We start from the raw sequence: 24321 nt of genomic DNA, 5'->3' as shown, positions 1-24321 counted from the left end.
ACCTACGGCCCAGGCGCGCGCCGGGCCAGGGCCGCCAGGGCGGCCAGGCCCGCCCGCAGCCCGCGAGGGGCGTACGGCCGGCGGGGGGCCGGGGCGCGGGCGGACGGGAGGTACGGGGCGTTCCAGTCGTCGGGGAAGGGCGAGCCGCCGGGGGTGAGGAGGTTCGTCGTCTCGTCGCACGCCAGGATCGCGATCAGCCACCGCCTTACGGCCCGGTGGAAGTCCGGGGTCAGCGGGGCCGGGGCGAGCAGCCAGTCGCGGCACTGGCCGCTGACGGCGCGCCGGTAGCCGCTCTCGTCGTAGCGCAGCCAGGGCGCCTCGGGGGTGATGGGGTGCAGCCCGTATCCGCGCGCGACCAGCGGGGCCAGGGCCCGGCGCAGCGCGTCGTGGTCGGCGCTGGGCAGCAGTTCGCAGACGATCCAGGGGCGGTGGCGGTCGACGGTGCGCAGCGCGCCCTCCAGCACGGCCGCCTCGAAGGTCTCCACATCGATCTTGACGAGGTACGGGGCGGCGTCCCGCTCCGCCGTGAACGCGTCGACGGTGGTGACCGGGACCCGTACCGAGCCGCTGTGTCTGCGGTGCGCGCTGTTCAGCGAGTTCGAGGACTCCGTCTTCTCCGACAGATAGAGCTCGGCGGTCCCGGGCGCCGAGGACACCGCGGACTCCACCACCTCGTAGGACAGCCGGTTGGACGCGCGGATGCGACGGCAGAGCCCCGCGGTGTCCGGTGTCGGCTCGAACGCGTACGTCCGCAGCCTGCTGCCGCGCCCGTAGACCGCGCTGATCAGCGCCGAGTACAGCCCGATATGCGCGCCGATGTCGTACACCGCGCTGCCCGTCGGCGCCCGCTGGGCCAGGGCCAGCAGGGTGGCCTGCGTGGTCGGCTCGTATCCGGCGAGCCCCGCCCGGCGCAACTGCCGCTGCACTGCCGTCTGTTTGCGGCTGAGCACGTTCAGCGCCCTTGGATAGGGGCCCTCGGCGGCGATGACGTCCGGATTCAGCGGGAGGGTGATGGCGAGGGGCATGGCTGACGGGCCTCCTGACGGGCGATGGCCCGCTCCAGCGGGCTGGGGACCGGGAAGTAGGCGTCGAGGAAGGGGCGGAGCAGCGCCAGCTGGTCCGCGAGATCCCGCTCGCACGAGACCGTGTCGTTGAGGCAGAACGCCTGGCGGTGCCGCAACCGCAGCAGCCTGGCCAGCCGGGCCGGGATACCGGGCTGGGCCAGGTCGAAGTAGTCGTAGCGCAGCGGCGCGGGCACGGCCCGGCCGGTCAGGAAGGCGTAGTAGTGGTGGAGCGCGGAGGGTAGCGAGATGTCCGAGACGCTGCGCACCCGGCTGGCCATGGTGGTGCGGTACGGGCCGGGGAACTCGCACTCGATCTCGGCGAGGACGCTTCTGCGCAGCGCGTGCGGGGTGTGCTTGAGCTTCTGCGTCACCGTCGTTCCAAACCTCCCTTCCAGCAGCGCCCGGTTGTTCTTCCCGGCCGCCGAGACCGGGACGTCGCCGGGGTGGGTGGGGCCGAGCGGGATCAGCGCGCGGGAGAGGAAGAACTTCGTCATGCCGTTGGCCAGGAAGAAGTCCTGAGGGGTCACTGGCGAGCCGAGGAACACATCGTCGTTGAAGTACAGGAAGTGCTCGGCCAGCCCGTCGATATGGTGCAGCCGGGTCTCGATGGCCTGGGAGTTGAAGGTGGGCAGGGCCCGCGGGTCGTCGAAGATGTCGCGGTGGTCGACGACGGTGATCCCGGGGTGCGCGCTCGCCAGCCACGGCGGCACCTGGTCGTCGGTCACCAGATAGATATGGCGCACCCAGGGGGCGTACATATGCAGGGAGCGCAGGGAGTAGCGCAGCTCGTCCCGGTTGGCGTAGCGGGCCTCGTTGGCCGCCTGCTCGTGGTAGGGACCGGCCGCGTCGTCGCCTTCGGCCGTCCATTCGGCGCGGCGGCTGCGCCATGCGGGGTCGGAGCCGTCGACCCAGGTGTAGACGACGTCGATGGGGAAGCGGATCTCGTCGGGCAGGCGGGTGGTGAACTCGGGGCGGGTACGCACCAGCGGGCCGGGCTGCCACCCCTCGGCGGGGGCCAGTCGGGTGAAGAGATGGCCCGGAGCGTGTACGGCGGTGCAGGCGGCGGGCACGAAAGCGGTTGTGCGGTTGGGGCGGGGCGCGATGAGCAGGTCACCGCCTCCGCCCTGGTCCTCATCCTCGGCCCTGCCCCGCCGCCAGAACTCGATATCGCAGCCGTGCGCCACACCGAGCACCAGACCCGCGCCGGTGCTCGCGCCGGTGCCTGCGCCAGGACTTGCGTAGAAGCGGGTGAAGCGGACGACGGGGGCGGTGGACAGCCGCCGCCAGGCCCGCGCGGTCCGGCCGTCCCGGGGCACCGTCCCGGGGCGCTTGCCACGCCCGGGCAGTGACACATAGCCCGCCTCCCGGGCGCACAGTTCGCTGAGCGCCGCGACCACCCGGGGACGCTCATCGGCGGGCACCCCGACGGCCGAGGACACATTGCCGTACGCGCGGACCACGAAGTGGTCGATCCCCGCCTGCTCCAGCGCTTCGCACACCAGCCGCAGATTCTCGGCGCGCGCGTGCAGCGGGGTGGGCACGGTGGCGACCTGGGCGACCCGCGGCCCGTGCCGGTCGACGACCACGATCCGGTCCGGTTCGGACAGCAGCCCCGCCCGGCGCAGCCGGCGCCGCCCCCACCGCAGCCGCAGCGCGCCGGACGCCGCCGAGAGGCGGTCCAGGCCCCGCATGGCCGCCCGGCGCAGCCCGGCGCCGGTCACCGCGACGACGGCGCGGCGGATGCGGTACGGGACCCGGCGCCGGTAGCGGCGCACCAGGGGCGGGACGTCGGAGCGCCAGGGCAGGTGGGGGGCGGGTGGTGCGGTACGGGGCATCCTGGGTCCTGGTTCTTGCGTCGGTGCTGCTTCTTGCGTCAGGGAAGGCTGCGGGGAAGGTTGCGGGGGAGTCGGCGGGGGAGTGAGTCGTTGGCGGGGGCGGGGTTGGGGGCCGCCGGGCGGGCTACGAGGGCACCTGGGCCGAGGAGGCGGCCGGTGCCGGCGCCGGGCGGTGCGCGGCGGGGGCGGGGCGGCGGTCGGCGAGCGGGAGGATGGGCGGCAGGTCGCCTGCGGCCGCGCCGAGGAAGACCCGCCGCACCACGCGCTCGGCGGCCCGCCCGTCGTCGTGCGGGCAGAAGCGCGCCCGGAAGGCGGCGCGCTGGGCGTCGTAGCGGGGGTCGCACCAGGCGGAGGTGGCGAAGACGTCGATCAACTCGTCCTCGGAGCGGGAGACCGGTCCTGGCGGGGCGGCGGTGATGTCGAAGTAGGTGCCGCGGGCGGCGCGGTAGACGTCCCAGTCGTCGGCGTGGACGACGATGGGGCGGTCGAGGTTGGCGTAGTCGAACATGATCGACGAGTAGTCGGTGAGCAGCGCGTCGGCGGCCAGGCACAGCTCCTCGACGCTCGCGTGCCCCGAAACGTCGATGACCTGGCCGCTCCGCGCCTCGTCCTGGCCGCCGTGTGCCTCGTAGAAGTAGTGCGGCCGCACCAGGAAGGTGAAGCCGGGCCCCAGCGCGCGGGCCATCCGCTCCAGGTCAAGGCGTGGCAGATAGCCGCGCTGGTAGTCGCGGTGCGTGGGCGCGTACAGCACCGCCGCACTGCCTTCCGGGACGCCGAGCCGCTTCCGCAGCCGCGCCACGTCCTCGGCGGTGGCGCGGTGGAAGACGTCGTTGCGCGGAAAGCCGAACTCGAGCGTGGCGTAGCCGGACGGATAGACCCGCTCCCACACCAGGGTGGAGTGGCGGTTGGCGGAGAGGCTGTAGTCCCAGTTGTCCACCCGCTCCAGCAGCTCATGGAAATCAGTGGAGCGGGCGGCGGCCGGGCGGTCGAGCAGATCCAGGCCCATGTGCTTGAGCGGGGTGCCGTGGTGGGTCTGGAGGTGGATCTGGCCGGGCCGCTTGCGCAGCCGGGGCGTGAAGTTGACGTTGTTGACCAGGTACGCGGCGCGGGCGAGCGCGGTCCAGTACGCGGGCGAGCCGGGGTGCAGCCGGCGCACGCCGGGCGGCAGGGTGTGCGCGTATTCGCGGGTGGTGATCCAGGCGGTGCGGATATGCGGGGCGAGTTCGCGGACCTTCGCCTCGATCGCCGCCGGATTGCAGGCGTAGCCCTTGTGCCAGTACGCCGCGAACACCGCGAGCCGGCGGTCGATCGGGCGCAGTCGCTGCAACCGGTAGTGCGCCCGCAGCGCCACCGCGCGCGCCCGGACATACCCGGCCGCCCCCAGGTCCCCCACCCGCCGCCGCATCCGGTCGGCGCCGCGCAGGAACTGGAACGCCCGGCGGGCCCCGATGCGCACCAGCAGCCCCCGCCACCAGGCGCGCCCCGGCGGGCTGGCCGCGCCGCCTGGCCGGTAGCGCCGGTGGTGCGCCCCGGCCCGGCGGAAGAACTCGGCGCGCGCCCCGCGTGGCAGCCGCCCGGGCGCGGTGAAGACGGCGGCGAGGTGGTCGAGCATCCGCTGGAACAGCGCGGGTCGCCAGTGCGCCAGGTCCGGGCGGCTGTCCAGGAACAGGAAGACCCGGTCGTACTGGTCGAAGACGTCCAGATGGCGGCGGCTGGGCGTGCGCAGGATGCCACCGCGCCGCCGCTGCCGGTAGTGCACGCACACCCGGTCCAGTACGGCCAGCGAACGGGCGGTCAGCAGCACGGGGTAGGTCCAGGGCGTGTCCTCGTAGAACCCCGGCGGGAAGGTGAACCCCTCCCGCTCCAGGAAGTCCCTCCGGTACGCCTTGTTCCATGCCACCATCAGCAGCCGCAGCAGCTCGGGCCGGTCGTCCAGCCGGAACGTCCGGGGCCCGCTCTGGCGCAGCAGGTCCGCCCGTACGTTCCGCTCCGCCCGGCCCGTCCAGTACACCCGCGCGTAGTCGAACAGCAGCACCTCCGGATCCCCGGTGGCCGCCAGCCGCTCGGCGATCGCCCGCAGCGCCCCGGGCACGAGCGTGTCATCCCCGTCGAGGAACAGCACATAGTCCCCGGTGGCCTGCCCCATCCCGACGTTACGGGCCGGGCCGAGCCCCATGTTGTCGCTGAGATGCACGGGCCGCACCCGCGGATCGCGGGCCGCGGCGTCGTCGATGATCGAGCCGCAGGCGTCGGGGGAGCGGTCGTCGACCGCGATCAGCTCGAGGTCGGTGAAGTCCTGCGTGAGTACCGAGCGCAGGCAGTCATGGAGGTAGGGCTGGACCTGATACGCGGGCACGATGACGCTGAACCGGGGCAAAGCGCATCCCATCGGTTGAGGCGGTGCGGATGTGGTTTATCAGCATCATCGGAACGTACGCACAATGCCGGGCGACGCGTGCCGGGGAGGCGCGGAAAGCAACCCGTTCGGCGCAGGAGCAACCCGTTCGGCGCAGTGTGGCGAGGCTTTGTGGACACGGCCTGGTCTCGCGGGCTCCGGCCAGGAGCTGTCCAAGCCGCGACGGCAACCCGTTGCGAGGGCCGACCGGGTAGCCGGCCGACCCTCGCAACGGTGCCCCGGCTACCGCGGAGGCGGACGCAGCGCTGCCTCAGCGTTGCGGCACGCGGGACAGAGCCCTCAGGTGTAGGGGTTGTCGGCCAGGTTGCCACCGTACAGCGTGGGGTTGTTGCCCCCGCCGTTCTTGGCGTAGACAACAGCCCGGACCGACCGGATCTTCCAAGGGGCCTCGAAGTGCAGGTTGGGGAAGGTCTTGTAGCCGTCGTGGCAGGTCCAGCCGCTCGGCAGCCAGTGGACCGGTCCGCCCCAGTGGTTCTCGCCGAAGCCCTCGATCTGTAGTTGGATGCCGACGGTCTTCCCATTGCACTTGGTGTCGTTCACCGACATGGTGATGTTGGGAAGTTTCTTCTCGCCCCAGGTCACCGTGGCGCTGCCGCAGCCCTTTGCGCCACAGGCGTCGCTGCGTCCTGTAGCGGCGGCCACTGCGGGGGCCTCACCACTCGAGGCCGGAGCGGCGGTCGCCACCGCCGAGGTCCCGAGGACCCCGAACAGAGCCGCTGTCACCGCCAGAGGTGCCCGCCATAATCCGTGCCGTATTGTCCTCACGTCTCTCCCCGTTGGTCGGTCGGATTGGGTGTACGGACGCGGCTCCGCTCGCCGATGCGGGCGATGCGTGCCCGGGTCCAGTGCGAGACGCTAGCCCTGGCGCGACCAGAAATCGTTAGCGGAGAGCGCCAGCCGCTTACCGCTGTGTGCCAGTTCGCGGCAAGGGTCACGCGTCGACGGGACGCCACACGGGGCCGTCCCCGCCGGGGCGGACCTGGCCGAATACCACATCGGCGAAGTGGATGCCGAAGCCGATGGTGTCGGGCTCCTGGAGCTCGGCGACGAGTCGGCGGCGGAAGGCGGTGGACTGGGTGGTGTCGTGGTCGACGACCGAGGACCATTCCGGGTGGGCGACCTGGATCGGCGAGTGCAGGGCGTCGCCGAAGGCGATCAGCCGCTTTCCGCCCGCGGTGATGACGTAGGCGGCGTGACCGGGCGTATGGCCGGGGATGAACCGCACGCGCACGCCGGGGAAGATCTCCTGGCTGTCGGAGGTGGTCCGGACGTACGGCTCCAGTGCGACAAGCGTCTCCTTGCTGGTGCCGTGCGCCTCGAGGAGGTGGCGCTGGGACCACTCGGGCTCGGCCGCCAGGTAGTCGGCGTGGGCGAAGGCGGGGCGATCGTCGCCCGGGGCGGGGTGCCAGGCCCAGCCGAGGTGGTCGGGGTGCAGATGGGTGAAGGCCACCGCTTCAATGTCCTTTGGTGCGCGGCCGAGTCGGGCCAGGTTGTCCAGGAGCTCGCCGCCGTGGATGGCGCCGATCGCGCTGCCGGGCTCGGCCGGGAACGACTGCGGTCCGAAGCCGGTGTCGATCAGCAGGGCGCGGTCGCCGGTCTCCACCAGGAGGCCGCCGATGCTCGCCACGAGGTGGCCGGAGTCGTCCAGGTACTCGGGGTGGGCGGCCCACACCGCGTCGGTGGTGCCCGGGAGCCAGCCGCGCGGCGTGAGCTGTACCGCCCCGTCCGGTACGTACGTCACCTTGGTCTCGCCGAGTTGCAGTGACCGGATGCCCGCCGGTCGGCGCAGCCGCTCGTTCTCGCTCATGGTTGTGCGTTCCTTCCCCTGTGGCGGAGTGGGTCGTTGCCGCAACCATAAGCATCAAGCTAGAACTATTAAAACTTGCAATATCCAAGCTTTGTGTACTTGCTAGGATGGGGGGTATGACCGACCTGGAAGCGCGGACCATGGCGGAACGGCAGCTGTGCGGCCTGGTGAACGGGATGGCCGACCGGATCGCCGACCATCTGCGGCAGCGCGCGGCCACGCTGGGGCTCACCGCGCCCCAGGCGACCGCGCTGCGCGAGCTGAGCGGGCCGATGACCATGCGAGAGCTCGCTGACCGCATGAGCTGTGAGCCCTCCAACGCCACCTTCGTCGTCGACAAGCTCGAAAAGCAGGGCCTGATCGAACGCCGCCCGCACCCGACCGACCGCCGGGCCAAGCAGCTGGTGCTCACCCCACAGGGCGCCGCGCTCCGGGACCGGCTCCTCGAACTCCTGGGCGCGGACTCCCCGCTCGCGGGCCTCACCCAAGACGAGCAGCGCACCCTGCACCAGCTGCTCGAACGGGCCATCACCCACCCCGTCGCACAGCACTGAGCCGGCCGGCCCTCGACGGGCCGCCCGGCTCAGTACTTGTGGCGCTTGTGGTTCAGCGGGCTCTGGTCACTTCACCGCGCCCGCCATCACCCCGGCGACGAACTGCCGCTGGAAGGCGAAGAAGACGGCCAGCGGGATCACCATCGAGATGAAGGCGCCAGGCCCCAGGATGTCGATGTTGTTGCCGAACTGCCGCACCTGCTGCTGCAGCGCCACCGTGATGGGCGGGTTGCCGCTGTCCGCGAAGATCAGCGCGATCAGCATGTCGTTCCAGACCCACAGGAACTGGAAGATGCCGAGCGAGGCGATGGCCGGCCCGCCCAGCGGCATCACGACCCGTACGAACAGCCGCAGCTCGCCCGCCCCGTCCAGCCGCGCCGCCTCCAGCAGCTCACGCGGGATCTCCGCGAAGAAGTTGCGCAGCAGGAATATCGCGAAGGGCAGGCCGAAGGCGGTGTGGAAGAGCACCACGCCCGTCGTCGTCTGGAAGATGCCGATCTCGCCGAAGAGCTTGGCGACGGGGATCAGCGCGACCTGCACCGGGACGACGAGGAGGCCGACGACGACCAGGAACCACCAGTCGCGGCCGGGGAAGTCCATCCACGCGAAGGCGTAGCCGGCCAGCGCGCCGAGCACCACCACCAGGACCGTGGCCGGGATGGTGATCGCGAGGGTGGTCCACAGCGAGTCGGTGATCTGCTGGTTGGACAGCAGATCGTCGTACGCGCTGAAGGTGAGCTGCCCCGGGTCGGTGAAGACCTTCCACCAGCCCGAGACGGCCACCTCGGAGGGGTCGCGCAGCGAGGAGAGCAGCAGCCCGACCGTGGGCATCAGCCAGAACAGCCCGATCAGGATGAGGACGACCCGCATCACCCCGCCGCCGGCCCGGGCCGCGATCCGCGCGGCAAGCGACTGCTTGGCTTGTACGACCGTGTCCGCGCTGGTCATCGGCGGCGCTCCCTTCGGATCCGGCGGATGTTGAAGAACATGACGGGCATCACGAACACCAGCAGGAACACGGCGATCGCGCTGCCGAGGCCCTGGTTGACGTCGGTCCCGAAGGACGACTGATACAGCTGGAGGGCGAGCACATTGGCCTCGTCCTGACTGGTCTGCGGCGCGATGATGTACACCAGGTCGAAGATCTTCAAGACGTTGATCATGAGCGTGACGACGACCACCGACAGCACCGGCGCCAGCAGCGGCACCGTCACCCGCCGGAAGACCTGCCACTCATTGGCGCCGTCCATCCGCGCAGCCTCCAGCAGCTCGCGCGGCACGCCCGCGAGCCCCGCCGCGATCAGCACCATCGCGAAACCGGCCCAGATCCAGACGTACGAGCCGATGATGGCCGGGGTGACCAGCGACGGGCCGAGCCAGTCCACCCCGTTGTACGGCTGGCCGAAGTTCCAGGCGGGCAGCCGCAGCTCGGCGCCGTCCGCCTTGGCCGGCAGGGTGTACGTACCGTCGGCGCGGGACGTGGTCGTGGCGACGACCTTGCCGTCCTTGACCGCCTCGATCTTGACGTCGGCGAGCGCCTTCTCGCCCTTGTCGAGCACATTGTGCTGACCGCGGTCGCCCTTGGTGAAGTCGAACCAGACCGTGCCGGTGACCTTCCCGGCCTCCGGTTTCGCGGCCTTGGCCTCCTGCGCGCCGCTCACATCGTCGCGCTTGGCGGCGACCAGCGGCAGCGAGACGGGGGTGCCCGCCTTCGCCGTCGCATCGGTGGTGAACGACCCGTTCGACGACTCGGTCAACCCGGCGTCGGGCCGTGGATGGGCGCCGGGGAAGGGCGGCGACTCCTTGAAGGTGTCATGCACGCTCACCCAGATGGCGTTGGCCACGCCCCGGTCCGGATCGGCCTCGTACACCAGCCGGAAGATGATGCCCGCCGCCAGCATCGAGATCGCCATCGGCATGAAGACGACCAGTTTGAAGGCCGTGCCCCAGCGCACTCGCTCGGTGAGCACGGCGAAGATCAGGCCGAGTGCGGTGGCCACGGACGGGGCGACGATGACCCAGACGATGTTGTTCTTGATCGCCGTCATCGTCGCGTCGTCGCTGAACATCTCGCGGTAGTTGTCAAGACCGACAAAGCCGTCGCCCGACGCGTCGAAGAGACTGCGGTAGACGGAGTAGCCGATCGGGTAGACGACGAGCGCGCCGAGCAGCACCAGCGCGGGCAGCAGGAAGATCCCCGCCACCCACAGCCGGGTGCCCGTAATGCTTTTCCTCTTCTTGTTCTTGTCCTGCGCAGGCGCTACGCGGCCAGGTGCTGCCGCGCCGCCCGCTGTCGCGGTCGACATGATGTGGATCTCCCGGTCGCGTCGTCAGTTCCCGTACGCCTTGGCGGCATCGCGCTCCAGCTGGCGCTGGATGCCCTCGACATCCTTGGGGTTCTTCAGGAAGTCCTGGAGCGCTTTCCACTCGCCCTGGGCCGGCTTGCCGCCGAACGAGGCCGGGGCCTGGTCGGACATGTCGAAGCGGAAGTTGTCGCCCGCGTCTATCACCGCTTTGGCGATCTTGCGCAGCGGTTCATTGGGGTAGACGCTCAGGCTGAGCTTCTTGTTCGCCGAGATGAAGCCGCCCGCCTGGGCCCAGATGTGGGCGGCGTCGGGCGAGGCCAGGAAGGTCAGCAGCGCCTGCGAGGCCTCGCTGTCCTTGAGCGCCACGGCCACATCGCCGCCGGTGACCACCGGGGCGGTCGCACCCACCTTCGGGAACGGGAAGACCTTCGCCTCCGAGCCCAGCTTGGCCCCCGCGTCGGAGACATTGGCCGCGGCGAAGTCCCCCTCGAAGACCATCGCGGCGTCCGGCTGGGCGGCGTCGGCGAAAGCCTTGACGACCGAATCCGGGAACGCCGTCTGCAGCGCGCCGGACCTGCCCCCCGCGAGCAGCCCCTTGGCGCCCCACAGCTCGGCCAGCGTCTTGAGCGCCCGCGTCACCGAGGGATCGGTCCACTTGATCTTGTGCTGGGCCAGCTGATCGTACTTCTCCGGCCCCGCCTGGGAGAGATAGACGTTCTCGAACCAGTCGGTGAGCGTCCAGCCGTCCGCACCGCCGACCGAAACCGGGTCGGTGCCGGAGTCGGAGATCAGCTGCGCCTGGGCGAGAAAGTCCTTCCAGGTCTTCGCCTCCCTGGCCCCCGCGTACTCGAACGCGGAGGTGTTGTACCAGATCAGCGACTTGTTGCTGACCTTGAAATACACGCCGTACTGCTTGCCCTTGTACGCGCCGAGCTCCTGCCAGCCCTTCGAGAAGTTCTTGGACAGCTGCGCCTTGGTGGCGGCGTTGACCGGCTTGGCCCAGCCCTTCTGCGCGAACTTGCGCAACACGCCGACCTGCCCGACCAGCGCGACATCGGGCGGCTGACCGCCCGCCATCTTCGAGCCGACGAAGCCCGCCATGTCGTCGCCGCTGGGCACGAACGACACCTTGGCGCCGGTGCGCTTCTCGAACTCCTTCAGCACCTTGGTGAAGTTCTTCTGTTCGGTGCCCGTCCATACGGCCGTGACCTCAAGATGCTTGCCCTTGAGGTTGGGCAGCTTGACGGTCACGGGCGGTGGGCTGCCGCTGTCGGCCTCCCCGTCATCGGTGCCGCAGCCCGCGGCGGTGAGCATCAGCGCCCCCGCCGAACAGAGGGCGAGCGCGGCTCGCGCCGAACGCCTCGTGCGCTGCTGGCGAGTCTGGCCCGGCCGGCGCTGCTGGCGCTTCCTGCGAAGCGGTGTGAGCATCCCCGTTTTCCTCCCAAATCGGCCGTCCCCCGTCGCGGCCGTATCCCGTGCCGACAGTCCTACGCCCGGTCACGGTCCGTCGCAATACCGTTTTCTGCGGTAACTCTCCGATTGTGACCGGGCCGTGATGAACAGTCAGGAAGGAACGGGGCAGGGCGGTCAGACAGGAGGATCGGACGATCGATTCCGAAAGTCGGACGGGTCGGATGGGGGAGGGGCGTTCTGGTCGCCGCGCTTGAGCGGTTGAGGCCGTGGTCGCGGGTTGTGGTCGCGGTTTGCGGCTGCGGTTTGTGGTCGCTGTTCGCGGTCGCGGGTTGTGGTTGCGGTGAGACTTGGACGGTAGCGGTCAGATCAGAGCGGGCGCGGTCGGCGCGCCAGCCGACTGCGCCGCGCGCTGCAGCGCGCTGGCGAGCAGGGCCAGGTCCGTCGGCCCGTTGCCCAGCTCCCGTACCGGGCGCCGGGTGGGCGGGTCGCCCGTACGCTCCCAGTCGACCGCCACGACGGTGGGACGCTGCGTCGCCGTACGCGGTATGCGCCCGGTCACCCGGCCCGCCTGGAACGGCGTGGAGGGGTTGGACATGCCGTCGCGCCGCCGGTACAGCTGCCCGCGGCCGATGGCCGCTTCCGCCGCCCCGGAGCCGGTGGGTGAGCCGGCGGAGCCGGTGGGCGCTCCGGAGGCCGTGGCGGACAGGGGGCGGGCCTCCAGCGTGATCCACAGCCCGGCGCGCTCGGCCGCCGCCGTGTCCGCCGTACGGTCCGGGCGGCCGGACGCCGCGACCAGATGCACCCCGAGGCGCGCACCGTCGCGGGCGACGGCCTCCAGCGCCCGGACGACGGACCCGGCCGCCGGCCGACCGGTGCTGCCCAGGGAGGGAGCGACCAGCGCGTCGAAGTCGTCGACGAGGACGACGAGCCGGGGCAGCGGGGCCCCTGCCGCCGCTTCCTCCGTGTGCTCGCCGCCGGGCTGGGTGCGCAGCCGCAAGGTGCCGCTGGAGGCGGAGTCGAGGTCACCGGCCCGCCGCGGCGCGACCACCCGCGCCCCGCCGTCGCCGCCCGCGCCCATGGCCCCGGCCGGGACGCCACCGGCGGTGCCGCCCGGGTACCCGCCCGTGCCACGGGCTGGGTCGTCGAGATGGCGAGCCGTGGTGCTGTCGGCGCCGCCGGAGCGCGCACCCCCGGTCAGGTGCCCGCTGACGCCGCCGGTACCCCGCGCCGGGGCGGCGCCGGAGCCGCCCGTCGCGTGGGCGGCGGGCGCGCTGGAGCGCTGGGCGTGCCAGGTGGTGAAGTCCCGGTCGCCCAGCAGTTCGGCGCGGTGCTTGAGCTCCGAGCTCAGCGCCTGGGCGAACTCCCGCATCCGTACCGGGTCGGAGGCCGCCAGATACGTCGAGACCTGCGGCAGGTCCGTACACACCCGCAGTCCCTCGCCGCGCTCCGCGCCGCCGCCGTCGACGAGCACGAGGCCGAGCCGGTCCGGGCGCTCGGCGGCCGCGAGGGAGGCGGCAATGGAACGCAGCAGCTCTGTTTTGCCGGTGCCGGGGCCGCCGCCGATCAGCAGATGCGGGCCGTCGGCCACCAGGTCGACGGCGAGCGGGCCGCGCGGGCCCGCGCCCAGCACGGCCAGGGCCCGGCCGCCGGCCGGGACCTCGTCCGCGGCGGCCGCCCAGCGGGCCAGTAGCGAGGCGGGGGTGGCCCGCGCCAGACCCAGCTCGTCCAGCAGCCGCGACGCGCGCGGCAGTGGGGCAGCCGCCGGGCGGCCGGAGCCGGGGGCGCCGCCCTCCAGGGCGGAGTCGGCCGGGCGCAGGGGCGCCAGGGCCCGTGCGAACCGCTCGGCCCAGGCCACCGACACCGCGTCCACGGTCGCGGCCGCGCCCGCCGCCGCGTCGTGGCCGCCGCGGCGCACGATCTGCAGCCCCGTCGCCACATCGCCGCTGAGCAGCGCCGCCATCCCGCAGGCGGCGAACACCGGAGACGCGGCACGGGCGGCCCCATAGCTCGCCGACAGCGGAGACGCGGGGGACGTGGCGGGCGCCTCCACCAGGGACAGGAGATGAATTCCGGCCGCCGGGCCGCCCAGCGCCAGCGCCGCGAGCGTTTCGCGCAGTGCCGCGGGGCCGGGGTCGCCGTCCACGACGACCACGGTGCGCGGGCCGGAGTGGCGGGCCGCGGCGGCGGCCACGGCCGCCGGGGACGCGGTCGCCCAGCCCGGGCCCGGCCGCCCGTCCTCCAGCCTCCGCACCAGCTCGTTCGTACGGGCCGTGGCCTGCTCCGGGTCGTACGCCAGCAGCAGTCGGCAGTCCTGCCCGCGCAGCGGCTGGAGGTGGGGCAGCCAGCCGAGCCAGGACCACTGCGCGAGCCGTTCGCCGATGGGGCGCCGGCTGTCCGTGCTGACCAGGATGATCTCCAGCTCGGTGGGCGAGTGGAGGGCCGCCAGCTGCGCCACGACGGAGCGGGCGAGCCCGGCCAGCCGGGCGCGCGGGCCCGCCAGGCCCAGCGAACCGGCCTCCCGCAGATCGACGGTCACGGGTGCGGCGGGCAGCAGCCCGCCGCCCGCGGCGGGCCGGTCGGCCGACCCCAGCCGCACGCTCAGCGCGTCCGGGTGCCCCGGGCCGCGCTCCCACAGGCGCGGGCCCGGACCGAGCGCCGTCATCAGTACGGCGGCGGGGTCCGGCCACCGCCGGTGCAGCGCGGCGGCCTCGGCGGCCGCCTGCCCCACGGCGCCTCCGCCCGGCCCGTCGCCGCACGCCTCGTCCCGCTCGCCCGCGCCGAGCCCGGAGGCGAGCCGCCGCGCCCAGGCCCCTATGCCGCCGCGCCGCCGCACCTGCGCCCCGGCGACGTCAGCGATGTCATACGCGCCCGGCCGGCCGCCACGCGCTCCGGCGCCCCGGTCGTCCTGGGCTGCGCCGCCCGTGGCCGACGCCCCGCCTGGTGCCCCGGCCTGCCGGGGGACTTGGGCGCCGCCGTCTGCTGGTGGATGGTGCGGTGCCGTGTGCGAACGGGCCGCGCCGCCGGGCGCCCCCGCGCCCGGTCGCGACGCCGCGCCGTCGGCCCGGTCGTGTCCCGGAGCGGACTCCGCCCAGGCCGCGCCCCCGCCGGTGGCGGCCCACGGCCCCTGGCTCATTCCGGCGGCGCCGAAGTGCGTCGGGCTCTCGTCCGTCCCCGGCAGGGCGCGGTCGTCGGCAGGCTGCCACCCGCCGTCGCTGCGCGCGGCCGAGCCGTGTCCTTGGCTTCGGGCCCCACCCGGGTTGGCACCGGCGTACGGCTCGCCTTGCGCCGGCGCCGTACCGCGGCCCCCGGGCGCGGCCGGGCCGCCGCCGGGTCGGCCGGGCGGGTTGCCGCCGGGCGCGGGGTGGCCCGTCATGCGGCCGGGCCCCGCCGGGGCCCGCTCGCCGCCGCGCTGCCCGGCCGGGCCCGCGCCCGGCACGGGGCGCCCGGCGCGGTCGCGGCCGTCCTGGGCCGCGTATGGCTCGAACGCGTCCCCGGCCGTCGTGGGGTGGCCGGACATCCCGCCGTGCCCGGAGGAGCCCCGCTCGGCGGGGAGCCAGTCGCCCTGGCCCGTCGTGGTGGCCGCGGGGGCATGGGACGGGGCTTCGGGGGCCGCGCCCGGGTGCGCCCCCGGGACGACCCGTAGGTGGCCCTCGCCGTCCGGGTGGGCCGGAAGGCGCTCGGGCGGGGCGGGGGAGGGGGACGGGGTGTGCAGCCGCAGGGCGGATTCGCCGATGCGCAGCAGGGCGCCCGGAGGCAGCGGGACGGCGTGGGGGCCGACGGGTGCGCCGTCGACCGCCGTGCCGTTCGTCGAGCCGAGGTCGGTGATGGTGACCCGGCCGTCGTCGGCCACGGTCACCGCGCAGTGCAGCCGGGACACATCGGGGTCGTCGAGGGGGACGTCCGCGTCGGCGGAGCGGCCGATGCGGACCTGGCCGCCGTGCAGCAGATGGACGCCGCCCGCGTCGGGCCCCGCCACCACGTCGAGCCGGACGGCCGCGTCCGGCGCCGCGGCCTCGGGCAGGCCCGGGTACCCCGGGTAACCGGGATAGCGGTCGGGGTCCGCCGGGCCGTTCAGCGCGAGGACCGCGCCGTCCACCAGAGGCGGCTCGCCGACCGCGCAGCGCTGCGCGTCAAGCCGCTCGGCCCCCGCGTACAGCACGGCGCCGCCGCTGCCGCCCGCGTCGCAGCCGGAGGCGGCGAGGGCGGCGGCCAGCCCGCTGGCCACCGAAGCGAGGGCGGTGCCGGCCGGGGCGGTCACCAGCACATCCACGGTGCAGGGTCCGGTGTGAGCGTGGCCGGGCGCGGCCTGGCCCGGACGGCTCGGGTGGGCGCTGCGCGGCCCGAGGACGGTCAGCCGAATCTGCATAGCCGTCAACGGTCCCTTCTGTCCGGGGGGCCGGGCAGGGGCGCCGTTTCCCCCCACCGCCCCCAGGCGCGTCGGCACGTACAAGCTCCGTACGGGCGCACGGGCACGCACGTACGGGCACGGCGCGCGGGTCCCCCCCGGCTCCCCACCGCATCCATGCTGCCTGCATCCTCGCACCTGCCACTGACATTCCGCCCGCCGACCGTCGCTTCATGATCTTGATTGGTTGGCTGACTGGCCGAAAGTGGTTGATTGTGACTGGGGTGGCTGTCTGCCGGTTGTCCTTTGTGGCATCGGATGGCGTCGAATGCCACGGATCCGCCCGACGTTGGCAACCATCTGTCCGGATCGTGCGTCTTCCCCGCAAGCCGTGCTCTGCGCGGCTCATCCGCGGCTCGTACGGAGATCAGTACGGCATGTCGTACGGCCCCACTACAGTGGGGCCGACGCAGGCGATGTCGGCGACATGAACAACCAGCCGTCGGCAGGACGCAGTCAACGCAGACAACGCAGACAACATGGACCACGACCAGGGAGCGCATGACGTGCGGCCGGTAGGCAGCAAGTACCTGCTCGAGGAGCCGCTCGGACGCGGAGCCACGGGCACCGTCTGGCGAGCCCGCCAGCGGGAGGCGGCGGGCTCCGAGGCCGCCGTGGCCGGGCAGCCCGGCGAGACCGTCGCGATCAAGGTCCTCAAGGAGGAGCTGGCAAACGACGCGGAGATCGTGATGCGCTTCCTGCGCGAGCGTTCCGTGCTGCTGCGGCTCACCCACCCCAACATCGTCCGCACCCGCGACCTGGTCGTCGAGGGCGATCTGCTCGCCCTGGTCATGGACCTGATCGACGGTCCGGACCTGCACAACTACCTGCGTAGCAACGGCCCGTTCACCCCCGTGGCCGCCGCCCTGCTGATGGCCCAGATCGCCGACGCGCTCGCCGCGAGCCACGCGGACGGCGTCGTGCACCGCGACCTCAAACCCGCCAACGTGCTGCTGGCCGGCACGGGCGAGGGCGAGGAGATGCACCCGATGCTGACCGACTTCGGCATCGCGCGCCTCGCGGACTCGCCGGGCCTCACCCGCACCCATGAGTTCGTCGGCACGCCCGCCTATGTGGCGCCGGAGTCCGCCGAGGGCCGCCCGCAGACCTCCGCGGTGGACATCTACGGCGCCGGGATCATGCTGTACGAGCTGGTCACCGGCCGTCCGCCGTTCGCGGGCAACACGGCGCTCGAGGTGCTGCACCGGCATCTGAGCGAGGAGCCGCGCCGCCCCACCACCGTGCCCGAGCCCCTGTGGACGGTCATAGAGCGCTGTCTGCGCAAGAGCCCGGAGGACCGGCCCAGCGCCGAGAGCCTGGCCCGCGGGCTGCGCGTGGTCGCCGCGGGCGTCGGGGTGCACGCCACGCCCGCGCAGGCCGAGGCCGCGCTCGGCGTCGGCGCGCTGCTCGCCCCGGACCCGGCGCCCGCCCCGGTGCCGGACGCCGACCCCGGGGGCGCCGCCGACCCGACCCAGGTGCTCCCGTCCAACGCGTCGGGCGCCTTCGACCCCGCCGCGGCCACCAGCGTGCTGCCCCAGACCGGCGGCCCCGGCGGCGGTGCGAACGCCGACCCCACGCAGGTGCTGCCCGCCGGCTCCGGCCCGGCCTCCGGCGCCGACCCGACCCGCGCGATGCCGCCCGTGCCGCCCGGCCAGGGTCCGGACGATCCGCACCCCTGGCAGAACCAGCTGCGCGCGGCCCGCGACCGAAACGAGCAGACGCAGGTCCAGTACCTCGACCCGAGCCAGGACCCGCTGCGCCGCCGCCCCCAGCGCCGCCCCGCCCCGCAGCAGCCGCCGCAGTACCAGCAGCCCCAGCAGTACCAGCCGCAGCAGCCCCAGCAGCCGCCGCGCAGGCAGCAGAGGCGCCAGCAGCCGCCCCCGTACGCCCAGCAGCAGCCCCAGAACTACGCCCCGGCGCCGCACCACCCCCAGCAGCCGCAGCCCCAGCGCTACGCGCCGCCGCCCCCGCAGCCGCAGCAGCCCGAGCCGCGCCAGCCCCGGCAGCGCAGCTCCAGCCCGATGAAGATCCCCGGTATGGGGTGCCTCAAGGGCTGTCTGTTCGTGATCGTGATCCTGATCGTGGGTTCCTGGCTGATCTGGGAGCTGACCCCGCTCAAGGACTGGGTCGCCGAGGGCAAGAGCTACTGGGACGCGGTCACCGACTGGATCACCGAGGTGAAGGACTGGATCTCCAAGCTCGGCGGGCCCAGCTGACCCAGCCCCGTGTACGGCGCGGGGCCCGCGGCCAAGGGCCCCGCCGCTAAGGGGATTTGTCGACATCTGAAGGGTGTTTTCCGCGCAGAAGCGGACAGTTGGCGCTGTCCGAGACCCCCAACCTGCCGGTAGCCGCGTAGCTTTGTCGCCAACGTGCCCCTGTCGGAGGAGTCGGAGCAGTCTTGTCACGGAAGATCGGCAGCCGGTACACCGCCAACCAGGTCCTGGGCCGCGGCAGTGCCGGCACGGTGTGGCTGGGCGAGGGTCCCGAGGGCCCGGTCGCCATCAAGCTCCTGCACGAGGAGCTCTCCTCCGACCAGGAGCTCGTCGGCCGCTTCGTACAGGAGCGCACCGCGCTGCTGAGCCTGGACCACCCCCGGGTGGTGGGCGTACGCGACCTCGTCGTCGACGGAAACGACCTGGCCCTGGTCATGGACCTGGTGCGCGGCACCGATCTGCGCACCCGGCTCGACCGCGAGCGGCGGCTGGCCCCCGAGGCGGCGGTCGCCATCGCCGCGGACATCGCCGACGCCCTGGCCGCGGCCCACGCGGCCGGGATCGTGCACCGCGACGTCAAGCCGGAGAACGTCCTGCTGGACATGCAGGGCCCGCTCGGCCCCGGCGGCTCCCACCCGGCCCTGCTCACCGACTTCGGTGTGGCCCGGCTCGTCGACGCGCCGCGCCGGGTGCGCCCGCAGGGCACCGCCCAGGGCCGGGTCCAGAACCCGCGCAGCGTCATCGGCACCCCGGACTATCTCGCCCCCGAGATCGTCGAGGGGCTGCCGCCGCGGGCCAGCGTGGACGTATACGCCCTCGCCACCGTCCTGTACGAGCTCCTGGCGGGCTTCACCCCCTTCGGCGGCGGCCACCCCGGCGCGATCCTGCGCCGCCATGTGACGGAGACCGTGGCGCCGCTGCCCGGCATCCCCGACGAGCTGTGGCAGCTGCTGCTCCAGTGCCTCGCCAAGGCGCCCGCCTCCCGGCTGCGCGCCTCCGAGCTGGCGGCCCGGCTGCGCGAGCTGCTGCCGTCGCTGACCGGCTACCCGCCGCTGGACATCGACGAGCCCGACGAGCCCGGGGCCGAGGCGGAGGGCCGGTACGACGAGGCGCCGACGCCGCACCGCGGCGCCCCCGCCGCCGAGGAGCCGCCGCGGCGCCGCGGCGCGGTGCCGCTGGTGCCCGGGGCGGTGCCCGACTCCAGCCGGGAGACGCACACCAGCATGCGGGTGCCCAGCGCGGACGAGCTCGCCGGCGGCCCGCACGGCACCGCCCGCGCCCCCCGGGTCAGCGGCCAGCGCCGCGCGGGCTCGGCCCGTAACCGCCCGGTCTCGGAGGCGGTGCGCCGCCGCCGGGTCAGGCTCGCGGTGGTCGCGGGCGCGCTGCTGGCCGCGGTGGGGATCGGCGGCTGGCTCGCATCGGGCGGCGACGACGACGGCGAGCCCCCCACGGGCGGCGAACACTCGGCCCCAGCAGACCCCAGCGATCGCTGAGCGGCCCCCTTTTTTTGAGGGCTCGGTTCTCCCCCAGCTACCGCTGGGAGGTGCCCCCGGGGGGCGCTACAGCCCCTGTCGACGGTCGACCGTGCTCGGCCCTCCACGCGGCGGAGCCGCATATCGATTGCAGCCTCAGGGCCTCCGCGCGCTCTCCCTTTCACAGTGACATCAGCGCCTCCGGCGCGGGCGACCGCGCCCCTTCGGCTCACTCGCCCGGCCCGCCTGCCCGTGACCCCGGCCGGAGGTACGGCCCCCGGCCGGAGGTACGGCCCCCGGCCGGGGGTGTGGGCCCCCGGCCGCGCGCCCGGCCGGGCGGCCGGCCGCCCGTGCGCCCGGTCGCCCGTCCGGCCGGTTACGCTGGTGCCGTGGCAGTCGTCGATGTATCCGAAGAGCTGAAGTCCCTCTCCTCGACCATGGGGTCGATCGAGGCCGTCCTGGACCTCGACAAGATGAGGGCCGACATCGCCGTGCTCGAGGAGCAGGCGGCGGCCCCCTCCCTCTGGGACGACCCGGAGAACGCGCAGAAGATCACCAGCCGGCTGTCCTATCTGCAGGGCCAGCTGCGCAAGGCGGAGGAGCTCCGCGGCCGCATCGACGATCTCGAAGTGCTCTTCGAGCTCGCCGACGCCGAGGACGACGCCGACGCCCGCGCCGAGGCGGTCGCCGAGCTGGACTCGGTGCGCAAGGCGGTCGACGAGATGGAGGTGCGCACCCTCCTGTCCGGCGAGTACGACGCCCGTGAGGCGCTCGTCAACATCCGGGCCGAGGCGGGTGGCGTGGACGCCGCCGACTTCGCCGAGCAGCTGCAGCGGATGTATCTGCGCTGGGCCGAGCGCCATGGCTACAAGACCGAGGTTTACGAGACCTCGTACGCAGAAGAGGCCGGCATCAAGTCGACCACCTTCGCCGTCCAGGTCCCGTACGCCTACGGCACCCTCTCCGTCGAGCAGGGCACCCACCGCCTGGTGCGTATCTCGCCGTTCGACAACCAGGGTCGCCGCCAGACGTCCTTCGCGGGCGTCGAGGTGCTGCCCGTGGTCGAGCAGACCGACCACATCGAGATCGACGAGTCCGAGCTGCGCGTCGACGTCTACCGCTCCTCGGGCCCCGGCGGCCAGGGCGTCAACACCACGGACTCCGCGGTGCGCTTGACCCACATCCCGACCGGCATCGTGGTCTCCTGCCAGAACGAGCGCTCGCAGATCCAGAACAAGGCGACCGCGATGAACGTCCTCCAGGCCAAGCTGCTCGAGCGGCGCCGCCAGGAGGAGCAGGCCAAGATGGACGCGCTCAAGGGCGACGGCGGCAATTCCTGGGGCAACCAGATGCGTTCGTACGTCCTGCACCCGTACCAGATGGTCAAGGACCTGCGGACGGAGTTCGAGGTCGGCAACCCGCAGTCGGTGCTCGACGGCGAGTTGGACGGCTTCTTGGAGGCGGGAATCCGCTGGCGCAAGCAGCGGGAGCAGCAGAAGTAAGGCAAGGCCCTGCCCGCGGCCCGACGGCCGCCTGCCCATGACTTGACGGCCAGTTGGTCACAGTCCTGTACCCATGCATCCGCCAACCACCGCCATAGCGGACATGTCGTGCGCAATGACCTTGACGGTCATATGAAAAATGGGAAAGCTGACGCGCGGCATGCGTATGACTGGGGCGCGTGTGAACGGGGGCTCGCGGGCCGCCTTGTGTGGCCGGTCCCGCGGATCAGAACTCCCCGCAGACCGTTGCCTCGTGCATAGCTGCTCCATTGACGAGTACAGCTACTGGGGGTAGCAGGCAGATGACGAAGAAGACGCGGCTGCGCGTCGCACGGATCGCGGCGAGCGCCGTGATCGCCGCCGGCGCCTCGCTGACGGCGGCGGGTGCCGCATCGGCCGTGGGTATCGACGTCGGCATCGGCGGCGTGGAGGCCTCGGTCAAGGCGGACGACAAGGGCGTGGCCGTCGGCGTCGGTGTCGACGACCCGACCGACGACCCGACGACGATCCCGACCGGGCCCACGACGAACCCGCCGACGGACGACCCGACGACCAACCCGCCGACGACGAACCCGCCGACGGACGACCCGACCACGAACCCGCCGACGACCAACCCGCCGACGGACGACCCGACCAAGCCGCCGACCGGCAAGCCGACGGGCAAGCCCACCGGCAAGCCGACCGCCGAGCCGACCAAGTCGCCCGGCACCGGCGGTGGCGGCGGCAGCGACGACTCCAACACCTGCACGGTGGAGCTCGACGGCACCGAGTGCCAGGACAACACCGACACCGACAGCGCCGGCACCAAGCCGGTCGAGCAGAGCAAGCCCAAGGAAGAGCTGGCCAAGCCGAAGGAGGAGCTGGCCGAGACCGGTGCCTCCGAGACGACCTTCCTGCTGGTCGGCGCCGCGACGATGATCGCGGGCGGCATTGGCTTCCGCCTCATGCCGCGTCTGGTCAACCGCAACACCGCGGCCTGATCACGCACCCGGCCGGACCGGGTGCGGCGCAGCGACGCGAAGGGGCCCGGAGTGCGGCGTCACTCCGGGCCCCTCGTGCGTGTTCGTGCGTGCTTGTGCTGTGCTTGTGAGAAATGAAACACATCGCGTGGATCGCGAGTCGACCGTCACCGTGCGTACGGCGCCGCTCGACATAGCGCCATGGGTCGCTATGAGCCGCTACGGTCCGTTACACCGTGGCGACCTGGTGAGCGAGCAGGGCCACCGCGATCAGCGCCACCAGCAGCGCTATCAGGGCGGTCGGCGTCAGCCCGCCGAAGCCGCCGGCCTGCTGCAGACGCTCCCTGCTGGCCCGGCAGACCGGGCACCGGCCCTCGCTGACGGGGCTCGCGCAGTTGGCGCAGACAAGCCTGTCATACGTCATGCGCTCTTCTCCTCCCGCGCGGCGATGCCGCAGTAGACACGGGGCCAACGCTCTGGGAAATGTGTTGGTTCCCCTTCCACTGTGCCAGCTTCCGCCCGGTTCGGCGCGCCCCGCACGATTCCGTACCGCATCCGTACCGGTTCCGTGGCTGTTTCGGACAGCTCGGCGGGGCAGGTTGTCAACCGTTTGCCCCCAATAGTGCCGTGAATAAGCGCACCAACCCCGAACGGCGACTGCGAGGTCGCGCGCGGTTCGCGTATGGTCACGCACACCGACGGGAGCCCTCGCGGCCACCCGTACCCCTACCCAGGTCGACCGTGGTGCTTCAGTGATCCGATTCGACAACGTATCCAAGACCTACCCCAAGCAGAACCGTCCCGCACTCCGGGATGTTTCGCTCGAGATCGAGAAGGGGGAGTTCGTCTTTTTGGTGGGCTCCTCGGGGTCGGGCAAATCCACCTTTCTCCGTCTGTTGCTGCGCGAGGAGCGCGCCAGCCATGGCGCGGTCCATGTGCTGGGCAAGGACCTGGCGCGGCTGTCCAACTGGAAGGTGCCGCAGATGCGCCGCCAGCTGGGCACGGTTTTCCAGGACTTCCGGCTGCTCCCCAACAAGACGGTCGGGGAGAATGTGGCCTTCGCGCTGGAGGTGATCGGCAAGCCGCGCGGCGCGATCCGCAAGACCGTCCCCGAAGTGCTCGACCTGGTGGGACTGGGCGGAAAAGAAGACCGTATGCCCGGCGAGCTCTCCGGTGGTGAGCAGCAGCGCGTCGCCATCGCCCGCGCGTTCGTCAACCGGCCGCTGCTGCTGATCGCCGACGAGCCGACCGGAAACCTGGACCCGCAGACCTCCGTCGGCATCATGAAGCTGCTGGACCGGATCAACCGGACCGGGACCACGGTCGTGATGGCCACTCACGACCAGCAGATCGTCGACCAGATGCGCAAGCGCGTGATCGAACTTGAAAAGGGCCGTCTCGTACGCGACCAGTCCCGCGGCGTTTACGGCTACCAGCACTGAAAGGACGCCATGCGCGCCCAGTTCGTCCTGTCGGAGATCGGCGTCGGTCTCCGCCGCAATCTGACCATGACCTTCGCGGTGATCGTCTCCGTCGCCCTTTCGCTCGCCCTGTTCGGCGGGTCCCTGCTCATGAGCGAGCAGGTGAGCACGATGAAGGGTTACTGGTACGACAAGGTCAACGTCTCCGTCTTCCTGTGCAACAAGCAGGACAAGGAGACCTCGCCCAACTGCTCCAAGGGCGCCGTCACCGACGCGCAGAGGAACGAGATCCGCTCCGAGCTCAAGCAGATGAGCATCGTGGAGAGCGTCGAGTTCGAGACCTCGGAGGAGGCGTACAAGCACTACAAGGAGCAGTTCGGCGACTCGCCGCTGGCCAACTCGCTGACCCCGGACCAGATGCAGGAGTCCTTCCGGGTCAAGCTCAAGGACCCCGAGAAGTACAAGGTGATCACCACCGCCTTCGCCGGCCGCCCCGGGGTGCAGGAGGTCCAGGACCAGCAGAAGCTGGTCGACGACCTCTTCAACCTCCTCAACGGCATGAAATACGCGGCGTGGGGGGTGATGTCGCTCATGCTGGTCGTCGCGCTGATGCTGATCGTCAACACGGTGCGGGTGTCGGCGTTCTCCCGCCGCCGGGAGACCGGGATCATGCGGCTGGTCGGCGCGTCCAGCTTCTATATCCAGATTCCGTTCATCATGGAGGCCGCCATCGCGGGTCTGCTGGGCGCGGGCTTCGCCTGTGTGCTGCTCGTGAGCGGACAGTACTTCCTGGTCAACAACTGGCTGGTGGACCGGATCGACGTGATCAACTTCATCGGCTGGGACGCGGTGCTGTCCAAGCTGCCGCTGGTGCTGGCGATCGGGCTGCTGATGCCCGCCTTCGCGGCGTTCTTCGCGCTCCGCAAGTACCTCAAGGTGTGACATTCGTCCAGG

General features: G+C 72.3%; 17 protein-coding genes. 7 read left to right on the top strand and 10 right to left on the bottom strand.

Going from position 1 to position 24321, the window contains the following annotated elements:
* Positions 1 to 2: 2 nt before the first annotated feature.
* From ACFV2X_RS33640 to ACFV2X_RS33620, 5 genes are all read right to left on the bottom strand, one after another.
* Complete coding sequence (locus ACFV2X_RS33640) at positions 3 to 1025, bottom strand: FkbM family methyltransferase (RefSeq protein ID WP_385623886.1); 1023 nt, start codon at positions 1023 to 1025, stop codon at positions 3 to 5.
* Complete coding sequence (locus ACFV2X_RS33635; RefSeq protein WP_385623883.1) at positions 998 to 2899, bottom strand: stealth family protein; 1902 nt, start codon at positions 2897 to 2899, stop codon at positions 998 to 1000. Before ACFV2X_RS33635 ends, ACFV2X_RS33640 begins: the two co-directional genes overlap by 28 nt.
* Positions 2900 to 3023: 124 nt before the next feature.
* On the bottom strand, positions 3024 to 5276 hold the full coding sequence (locus ACFV2X_RS33630) for a CDP-glycerol glycerophosphotransferase family protein (protein WP_385623880.1): 2253 nt from the start codon (positions 5274 to 5276) through the stop codon (positions 3024 to 3026).
* Positions 5277 to 5594: 318 nt separating this feature from the next.
* Entirely contained in the window at positions 5595 to 6038 is a 444-nt protein-coding gene (locus tag ACFV2X_RS33625) for a hypothetical protein (RefSeq protein ID WP_385623877.1), read from the bottom strand.
* A 208-nt stretch (positions 6039 to 6246) separates the two neighbouring features.
* Positions 6247 to 7122, bottom strand: coding sequence for an MBL fold metallo-hydrolase (locus ACFV2X_RS33620; RefSeq protein WP_385623876.1), 876 nt, complete (start codon positions 7120 to 7122; stop codon positions 6247 to 6249).
* A gap of 116 nt (positions 7123 to 7238) precedes the next feature.
* Between ACFV2X_RS33620 and ACFV2X_RS33615 the strand changes: the two genes are divergently transcribed.
* Positions 7239 to 7676 carry a MarR family winged helix-turn-helix transcriptional regulator gene (locus tag ACFV2X_RS33615; protein WP_385623873.1) on the top strand — a complete coding sequence of 146 codons (438 nt, stop codon included), beginning with the start codon at positions 7239 to 7241 and terminating at the stop codon, positions 7674 to 7676.
* 66 nt (positions 7677 to 7742) lie between these two features.
* Here ACFV2X_RS33615 and ACFV2X_RS33610 read toward each other — a convergent pair whose 3' ends face one another.
* The 4 genes from ACFV2X_RS33610 to ACFV2X_RS33595 all read right to left on the bottom strand — a co-directional run bounded on the left by ACFV2X_RS33610 (position 7743) and on the right by ACFV2X_RS33595 (position 15761).
* Entirely contained in the window at positions 7743 to 8624 is an 882-nt protein-coding gene (locus ACFV2X_RS33610; protein WP_358640933.1) for a carbohydrate ABC transporter permease, read from the bottom strand.
* Positions 8621 to 9982 (bottom strand): carbohydrate ABC transporter permease, encoded by a 1362-nt coding sequence (locus tag ACFV2X_RS33605; protein ID WP_385623870.1) that lies wholly within the window; start codon positions 9980 to 9982, stop codon positions 8621 to 8623. The genes ACFV2X_RS33610 and ACFV2X_RS33605 overlap by 4 nt, the downstream gene beginning before the upstream one ends.
* A gap of 24 nt (positions 9983 to 10006) precedes the next feature.
* Positions 10007 to 11410, bottom strand: a complete 1404-nt coding sequence (locus tag ACFV2X_RS33600; protein ID WP_385623869.1) for an ABC transporter substrate-binding protein — start codon at positions 11408 to 11410, stop codon at positions 10007 to 10009.
* A 346-nt stretch (positions 11411 to 11756) separates the two neighbouring features.
* Positions 11757 to 15761, bottom strand: a complete 4005-nt coding sequence (locus ACFV2X_RS33595; RefSeq protein ID WP_385623867.1) for an FHA domain-containing protein — start codon at positions 15759 to 15761, stop codon at positions 11757 to 11759.
* A gap of 518 nt (positions 15762 to 16279) precedes the next feature.
* Here ACFV2X_RS33595 and ACFV2X_RS33590 point away from each other — a divergent pair.
* The 4 genes from ACFV2X_RS33590 to ACFV2X_RS33575 all read left to right on the top strand — a co-directional run bounded on the left by ACFV2X_RS33590 (position 16280) and on the right by ACFV2X_RS33575 (position 21967).
* Positions 16280 to 18016, top strand: a complete 1737-nt coding sequence (locus ACFV2X_RS33590) for a serine/threonine-protein kinase (RefSeq protein WP_385623865.1) — start codon at positions 16280 to 16282, stop codon at positions 18014 to 18016.
* A gap of 182 nt (positions 18017 to 18198) precedes the next feature.
* A complete protein-coding gene (locus ACFV2X_RS33585) occupies positions 18199 to 19506 on the top strand; it encodes a serine/threonine-protein kinase (protein ID WP_385623863.1) in 1308 nt (435 codons plus the stop codon).
* 368 nt (positions 19507 to 19874) lie between these two features.
* Entirely contained in the window at positions 19875 to 20987 is a 1113-nt protein-coding gene (gene prfB, locus ACFV2X_RS33580; RefSeq protein WP_385623860.1) for a peptide chain release factor 2, read from the top strand.
* A 302-nt stretch (positions 20988 to 21289) separates the two neighbouring features.
* The gene (locus tag ACFV2X_RS33575) at positions 21290 to 21967 is read left to right on the top strand and encodes a hypothetical protein (protein ID WP_385623857.1); all 678 of its coding nucleotides are present in this window, start codon (positions 21290 to 21292) and stop codon (positions 21965 to 21967) included.
* Positions 21968 to 22175: 208 nt separating this feature from the next.
* Here the strand turns inward: ACFV2X_RS33575 and ACFV2X_RS33570 are convergent, their stop codons facing one another.
* Entirely contained in the window at positions 22176 to 22370 is a 195-nt protein-coding gene (locus tag ACFV2X_RS33570; RefSeq protein WP_014179098.1) for a hypothetical protein, read from the bottom strand.
* Positions 22371 to 22698: 328 nt separating this feature from the next.
* Here ACFV2X_RS33570 and ftsE point away from each other — a divergent pair, with 328 nt between their 5' ends.
* Positions 22699 to 23388: a cell division ATP-binding protein FtsE gene (ftsE, locus tag ACFV2X_RS33565; protein WP_014179099.1), complete on the top strand. Its 690-nt coding sequence runs from the start codon at positions 22699 to 22701 to the stop codon at positions 23386 to 23388.
* A gap of 9 nt (positions 23389 to 23397) precedes the next feature.
* Positions 23398 to 24309, top strand: coding sequence for a permease-like cell division protein FtsX (ftsX, locus tag ACFV2X_RS33560; RefSeq protein ID WP_385623853.1), 912 nt, complete (start codon positions 23398 to 23400; stop codon positions 24307 to 24309).
* The last annotated feature ends 12 nt before the right edge of the window (positions 24310 to 24321 follow it).

The sequence above is a fragment of the Streptomyces sp. NPDC059679 genome (assembly GCF_042734105.1).
Taxonomy (GTDB): domain Bacteria; phylum Actinomycetota; class Actinomycetes; order Streptomycetales; family Streptomycetaceae; genus Streptomyces.
Note: the sequence above shows the minus strand (reverse complement) of the source record. Positions and strands in the feature narration are given on the sequence as shown.